6 protein-coding genes and 1 pseudogene are annotated in these 6,446 nt (G+C 65.4%); 3 read left to right on the forward strand and 4 right to left on the reverse strand.

Annotated features, from left to right (window positions below):
• Positions 1–676 (forward strand): transposase (locus AB1609_13415; protein ID MEW6047459.1); only part of this gene is annotated, 676 nt, incomplete at its 5' end.
• 342 nt (positions 677–1,018) lie between these two features.
• Positions 1,019–1,237: a hypothetical protein gene (locus AB1609_13420; GenBank protein ID MEW6047460.1), complete on the forward strand. Its 219-nt coding sequence runs from the start codon at positions 1,019–1,021 to the stop codon at positions 1,235–1,237.
• A gap of 106 nt (positions 1,238–1,343) precedes the next feature.
• On the opposite strand, the gene AB1609_13425 is transcribed toward AB1609_13420, so the two are convergent.
• Entirely contained in the window at positions 1,344–1,472 is a 129-nt protein-coding gene (locus AB1609_13425) for a hypothetical protein (protein MEW6047461.1), read from the reverse strand.
• Positions 1,473–1,560: 88 nt separating this feature from the next.
• On the opposite strand from AB1609_13425, the gene AB1609_13430 reads away from it, so the two are divergent.
• Positions 1,561–2,265, forward strand: coding sequence for a hypothetical protein (locus AB1609_13430; protein MEW6047462.1), 705 nt, complete (start codon positions 1,561–1,563; stop codon positions 2,263–2,265).
• Between the two features lie 12 nt (positions 2,266–2,277).
• Here AB1609_13430 and AB1609_13435 read toward each other — a convergent pair whose 3' ends face one another.
• The 3 genes and pseudogenes from AB1609_13435 to AB1609_13445 form a co-directional block, all read right to left on the reverse strand.
• A complete protein-coding gene (locus tag AB1609_13435; GenBank protein MEW6047463.1) occupies positions 2,278–2,820 on the reverse strand; it encodes a Uma2 family endonuclease in 543 nt (180 codons plus the stop codon).
• A gap of 1,613 nt (positions 2,821–4,433) precedes the next feature.
• A pseudogene (locus AB1609_13440) lies at positions 4,434–5,486 on the reverse strand (recombinase family protein).
• Between the two features lie 84 nt (positions 5,487–5,570).
• On the reverse strand, positions 5,571–6,377 hold the full coding sequence (locus AB1609_13445; GenBank protein MEW6047464.1) for a hypothetical protein: 807 nt from the start codon (positions 6,375–6,377) through the stop codon (positions 5,571–5,573).
• Between the last annotated feature and the right edge of the window lie 69 nt (positions 6,378–6,446).

The following is a 6,446-nucleotide window of genomic DNA, read 5'->3' on the forward strand; positions in this document are numbered from 1 at the left end:
CCGCTTCCTGCTGCGCCACGGTGTGCAGGCGCCGCAGGGTACGCGTCGGTGGTCCCGGATGTTCCTGCGCTGGCTGGATACGCTGAGCTTCCCGCATCGGGCCACCCAGGTGGCCTCCCAGGAGTACCTGCATGCGGTTCATGAGTTACAGGGCCGGGTCGAGCGGCTCAAGGGGGAGATCCATGCGATGGCCACCGAGAGCCGGCAGGCTCGGGTGATCCAGGCGCTGCAGGCGATCAAAGGGGTCCAAGAGGTGACGGCGGTGAGCCTGGTCGCAGAGATCGGGGAGTTCTCGCGCTTTGGAAGCGCCGCCGAACTGATGGCGTACGCGGGCCTGGTGCCCCGGGGGTTCTCGAGCGGGGCGCAAACGCGGCGAGGCGGGATCACCAAGACCGGCAATGGTCACGTCCGCTTCGTGCTGGGGGAGGCCGCCTGGGCGTACCGGCACCGACCAGCCGTGAAGGCCCCGTTGCGCGCCCGGCAGCAGGGTGCCTATCCGGACGTCCTGCGAGTGGCTCTCAAGGCGCAGGAACGGCTGCAGCGCAAGTACTGGCGCTTGCTGAGCCGGGGAAAGCCGTCGACCGTTGCCGCTACCGCCGTGGCACGAGAGTTGCTTGGGTTTGCCTGGGCCATTGGCTGCTGCGTGGAGGCCAAACGCACCCACGCGGCTGCGTGACCTTGCGGCTGAGGGGAGAGAGCCCCGAGCTACACCACTCCAACACGGATCCAGCCGGCCGGGTGAGCGGGACCAACCGGGGACCGGTGGGGGAATCCTCGAAGCTGCTATGCACACGGCCCTGCGGCCATACGTGCGCTTCTAGTTCGAGGCTGCTCCCAGACGGATGGCGTAAAATGCGGTAGCCAACCCGCGGATATCAGAGTGCCAACCGTCGACGACATCCCCGGCCCGGCTCCACCGGCGGATCACCACTGGGGGTTGACGGCCTCGTTCATATCAGCAGTCTGTAATACGAATGGCAGGGGAGGCCTGCGATGTCTGGAACGAGGGATCTTCCGGTTGCTCGTGGTCGCGTTGGCCGTCGCTGTATGGCTTGGGGCTGCCGGCAACAGACTTGCTCGGAACTTCTGCGCCACTTACAACATGGGCGACTTCTACTTCCGGCTGCCCATCGATTCGGACTGGCTGTGGAACCCCGCGTTCCTGAGCGAGTCCGATGCAGACTCGCTGGATGCCATCGCAGCAACTAACCTGTCGGCGGGGACCGGCGAGCACTAGACACCGGCGGCAACCTGACGTCCTCCACCTCCTCGGGGAGCCGGTACCTTGGCCTGAGCCTCCGGTATGTGCACCCCGTGGTCGCCTCCCGCAGCGGCCTCGGGGTTCAGATCCCGACGGGGTTGAACAGCTCGACTACGACCCTGGGAAACAAGACGGCGAGTACCGACTTCGCCATCAAGCTTGGGTACGGGTAGCGGCCTACCCCGAGCCTGGCGGCCGGCCTTTCTCTCAACTACGGTCTGCTCACCGAAACCTATACGCCCAGCGGGCAGGCCTCGTACACGAGTCAACGGTGGCAGGCATTCCGGCCTGAAGCGGGGGTGCTCTATACCCCGCCTGCGCAGGCGCCCATCGCGCTCGGCATCAACCCTGGATTCCAGACGTACGTCCGCTACAACCCGGACGGTACCGTCAGCAACCACGGCACCCGCACGACGCTCGAACGGGTGGCGCGAACGGATCGCCCTCCTGCCTGGAGCGACCACGGTTACGTGACAGCCTATTACCACCAGGTGTGGCGCCAAACACTGGACGTTGCGGACCCGGTTCGCTGGAAGTACGGCTACCGGGAAGACTTCGTCGCCTTCACGCCGGTCTGGGAGCGCGGCACGACCACGCTTGCGGCCGGCGGCGAACTGTATAACCGTGCCGAGACCACCGAGGATATGGGGCAGACGACTGCCCACATCACGACCAACTCGCGGTCCGGGCTTGCGCTTCGGCTCGGCGTGGACACCCGAGTCCCTTCCTGGCTGCGTCTGCAGGCCGGCATCAACCAGATCGCTGAACTGCAGGTCAAAACCGAGACCACCTCGCCCCCCACCAACCGGACGCGGACGACGACTCTCCAGACCCGCTCCTATCGGTACGGCGGCGTGGGCGCGGACGTGGCCGGCTGGGCCATCGATCCCATGCTGTCCTCGGCATCGTCGGCGACCAACCAAACCACCTTGCAGTCGAACGCCAGGCACGGCACACGGACTTCTTCGGCGTCGTTGACGCTCGCCGCTCGGCGCTCGTTTTGAGCCAGCCGGGGCTTACCAGAGAAGCTCAAGCGGGAGTTCAAAACCCGGAAGTTCCTCGGGCCGGAAGACGGCACTGTTTCGACCGTGCCAGACCAGGACGTACTCGCCGTCCTGAAGGCGATAGGCCTCCAGCGATCGGGAGGCGGGGTCGATCATCCAGTAGGCGCCCACGCCTGCCTCCCGGTACTGCTCGAACTTGGGGCCTCGATCCTCTGCCCGGTTGCGGCTGTGCACCTCGATGGCAATGTCGGGCGGTTGCTCGAGGCGGTCTGCCCCAATGATCGAAGCCCTCTCTCGCCGGACCCCGCTCAGATCTGGAGCGCGGCTGGTGTATTCCGACAGGCGAACCAGCATGTCAACCACGAACTCGCCCCACCCGGTTCGCTCACAAAAGTCCTCGAGAAGGCGTGACAGCCGCCGCACAACCCGCTGGTGCACGTAACCGGGCTTGGTCATGACCACGATCTGCCCTTCGCTCAGTTCCATTTCCACCTCGTCAGGTGCCGTCATCCTGAGGAACTGCTCGCTGGTCAGCTTCTGCGCCGTCACGCTCATGGCTTCACCCGCTGCTCCAGCCGGGAAGGGCCTTTGAGGGGTATAAAGCGTCCCGGCTTCCTTGCGCCTGCGGCCTCATCATAACCGGAGCCAGTTTAGCCGGGCAAGCGCGGCGAGGCCGCTGGTGATGCCCATCCAATGCGCCGGAAATGGGGCCAAGCGCAAGGAAGCCAGGGAAGATGGGGTGCCGCCGGCGCACCCGTACAGATGGGACTCCGCCATTGAGAGTCGTCTCACCGGAACCGCCGGGCAGGTGGCGAACTGGAGCGCGGTCCGGGGGCGGGCATGGCGCTCGCAGCGTTGTTCCTCGGGGCAACTGTCGGCATCCTGGCATGGAACCGGCTGCCGACGAGCGGCCCTGTCCGTGACCTCCTCGCAAGGGCGTCCTTTTCGGCACCGACGGTTGCGCTTGCCTTGTTACCGCGCGAGTACCAGATCGATAGCGAACGGTTGTGGAGGCTCCTTCAAGGACTGCCCGAGGTAGCGGCTTCATTGCAGCGAGACTTCCAGCGCTTTGAGGCGTTTGTGCGCGGTTTGGCCTCCGCACCGAAGCCCGAGGGTGGGTCGCCACCGACCCAGTGTGGGCACGGCAACAGCCGTTTCGGTGATGGGTGGCTCTCCCTGGAACCGCCCGGTGACGAGCCCCCTACCGCTACGACTACGAACCGATGCGCCCTGTGCCGTTCAGAACGGAACCGACGTCGAACCAGGTCGGCGGCCCCGACGACTTCTCGGCCCTCGAGCGCCGAGACGGGGCAGTCCGAAAAGATTAATATAGCACCTTGACGTTGTTAAGGTGCTATATTAATGTTGTCCGAGGATGTGCCCCACGCGGGCCCTGCCCGGGGAGGTGGCGGCGCGGTGTCGGGGGACGCGCTCATATCAGCGACGGATCTGGTGAAGCGCTTCCGGCGCCGGACGGCTCACGAGCCGCGGCTCGTGCGGCGGCTTCGGGAAATGCTCCACGCCAAAGCGCAGCCTGCGGCTCCACCCTCCACGGCCGCCGAGCAAGCGCACGACTCGGGCGCCGAATGGACCGTGGCCGTCGACGGGGTGAGCCTCGAGGTGCGGCCCGGCGAGGTGTTCGGGCTGCTCGGGCCCAACGCACCCGATTCACTATCCGAAAACTTCCCGCGCTGACCGTCGAACCGGTAGCGGATGGTCACCTTGGCCGTCTTATGCCCCTGCTCGTCGTAGACGGTGTCTATAGTAATGTTTTCCACCAGGGCCTCGACGAGTTGGCGCTTGTCTTCCCAGGTCGCCGCCTGCACTCTATCCCGTAGCTGCTCCAAGAGCACTCGGGCGTTGACAACTTGGTTCTGTAGCTGCTGGCGCCGCAGGTCACGGGTTAGCACGGCCTCCTTCTGACGTTCGAGTTCGGCCAGCTCCCGGGCAAGGGCTTTCAGCTCCTGTTCGGCCTCCTCCTCGCCGATGGTGCCCTTCCGGTAGAGGTGGATGACCCGCTGGCGCTCGGCCTGCTTGGCCTGGACGGCCTGCTCGATGGCCTGGAGTTCGTCTTCGACGGGCTGCTGCTGGGCCAGCGCCTCTTTGACTTTCGCCTCCAGGCGTTCCAGCACCTCGCCGGGGTTTTCGACGAAGCGGCGGATGTCGGCCCAGACCAGTCCTTCCAAGAGATCCGCCGGTACGGACTTCCCCTCGCAGCGCTGCGGAAGCGTGCGGTTGACGTTCTTGGTGCCCATGCACTGGTAGTAGGCCTTGTAGTCGGGCTGGCCCAGGCCGTTGGCCGAGTGGCCGACGTAGTGCAACCCACAGAGGCCGCAACGGACCAGGCCGCGCAGAAGGTACGGCCGCTTGGTGTTGCGCAGCGCGGCCTTGCGGTTCTTTGCTCGCAGCTCCTCCGCCTTGCGGAAGGTCTCCGCGTCGATGAGGGCCGGGACTTCCTGGACGATCTCGGTGCCATTGTGGCGGTAGATCCGCTTGCCCATGTAGGTGGGGTTCTGCAGGACGCGGATGACCCCGGTCGGCCGCCAGACGGAACGATGCCCGGGGTGGCTCCCCAGGTAGTCGGCCCGGACCGGTACGTTGTGCGCGGCCAGGTAGTCGGCGATGGCCTCGGCGTCCCGGTGCTCTTCCACGTAGAGGCGGAAGATGGTGCGCACCACCTCCGCCTCCCGGGGCTCGATCTGGAAGCTTCCGCTCTCGCTCACCCGGTAGCCGAAGGGCACTCCGCCCCCCGCGTAGCGGCCCATCCGGAGCTTGCGCTCTCGGCCCAGGGCGGTGCGCTCCACCAGGCTGTCCCGCTCGTAGCCGGCAAAGGTGGCGAGCATCCCGAGCATGGCCCGTCCAGCGGGGGTGGAGGTGTCGAAGGTCTCCGTCATGGAGCGGACGCCAATGCCCATGGATTCCAGCTGTTCACAGATGGACAACAGCAACAAGGTCTTTCGGGCCAGTCGGTCGAGCCGGTACACGAGCACCACGTCGAAGCGCTTGCGGCGGGCGTCCTCCAGCAGCCGGCGCCCCTGTGGTCGTTGCGCCAGCGGAATGGTGCCCGTCACCCCATCATCGGCGTAAACGTCCACGATCTCCAGGCCGTGCAACTCCGCGTAGCGGTGGGCGAAGTCGATCTGGTTGTGGATGGTGTCACGTTCCCGCTGCTCATCGCTACTCACGCGAGCATAGACGGCGACTCGTACTCGGTGCTCCACCAGAATAGGGACCCCCCTCGTCGTGTTTGCTCATCTTCGTCGTTGAAGCCTTGGTTCTCCTGCTCTCCGGTACCGGCGGCTAGGCTAGGCCTCAAGCTGCCCGGCCATTTCGGCCTCCTTCCGGCGCTTGCGGTAACGCTGCACCTCTGCCGCCTTGCGGCAGCGCTCGGAGCAGTATTCGCTTCGTTCGCGGGTCGCAGAGAAGACCTGACCGCAACGCGCACACAGGCGCAGGTTGCCCGTGGCGATTTCTACCAGAGCAAGAAACTGGATAGCATAGAAGAGGTTGTAGGTTCGTAGGACGAAGCGGTATTGCCTGGTGTTCTCTGGGGCCGAAGGAAGCTCCAGTAACTCGGGATTGACCTGCACTTCGAGGTGTTCTCGCAACTCGTAAGCTGGCCGGCCCTGGGCTGCCTCCCGCAATAGATCCCTGAGCGACCGGGCGCGGTCCAACCAGCGGTTGACGACCTCGACCCGGTGAAGGGACAACTGCCCGTCTGGGGTCCAGTACCGATCCCTTCGGAACTCGGCCTCCAGGGCACGAAACGGGTCGTCGTTGGGTGTCTCGAACGCGTCGTCCAGCCCCAAAAGTCCGTATCGCCGGGCGAAAGATCGCACGTCCTCCGCCGCCTGAATCCGGGAGAACTGAAAGACCAGCCCGCCGCTGCGCGGGTCTTCCACCCGTTCCTGTTCATGGAGGGCTAAGGGGTCCTGTAGCCGCGCTTGGCCCACCGCCATAACGAACAGCAGGGACTCCGGGCGCGTGTCTTCCTCTGCGGCCCACGCCTGTACGTCGATCATGTGGGACAATCCCAGGGCCTCTGCCATGCCCACCCGGTAGTCTTCAAACACAGGCCACAATCCCAAGTACAGCGCGGGTAGCCGACCCATCGCGCGCCTCCGTCGTGGGGGATTTGTAGTGCATTGACCCCCACGAGCAAGATATCATAAGCTCCTCGC

It is taken from the genome of Bacillota bacterium (genome assembly GCA_040754675.1).
In the GTDB taxonomy this organism is placed as follows: Bacteria; Bacillota; Limnochordia; order Limnochordales; family Geochordaceae; genus Geochorda.

What these genes read in the sequence shown, in the direction of transcription:
- AB1609_13435 (MEW6047463.1), bottom strand. Translation starts at nt 2,820, where the DNA reads ATGAGCGTGACGGCGCAGAAGCTGACCAGCGAGCAGTTCCTCAGGATG.
- AB1609_13445 (MEW6047464.1), bottom strand. Translation starts at nt 6,377, where the DNA reads ATGGGTCGGCTACCCGCGCTGTACTTGGGATTGTGGCCTGTGTTTGAA.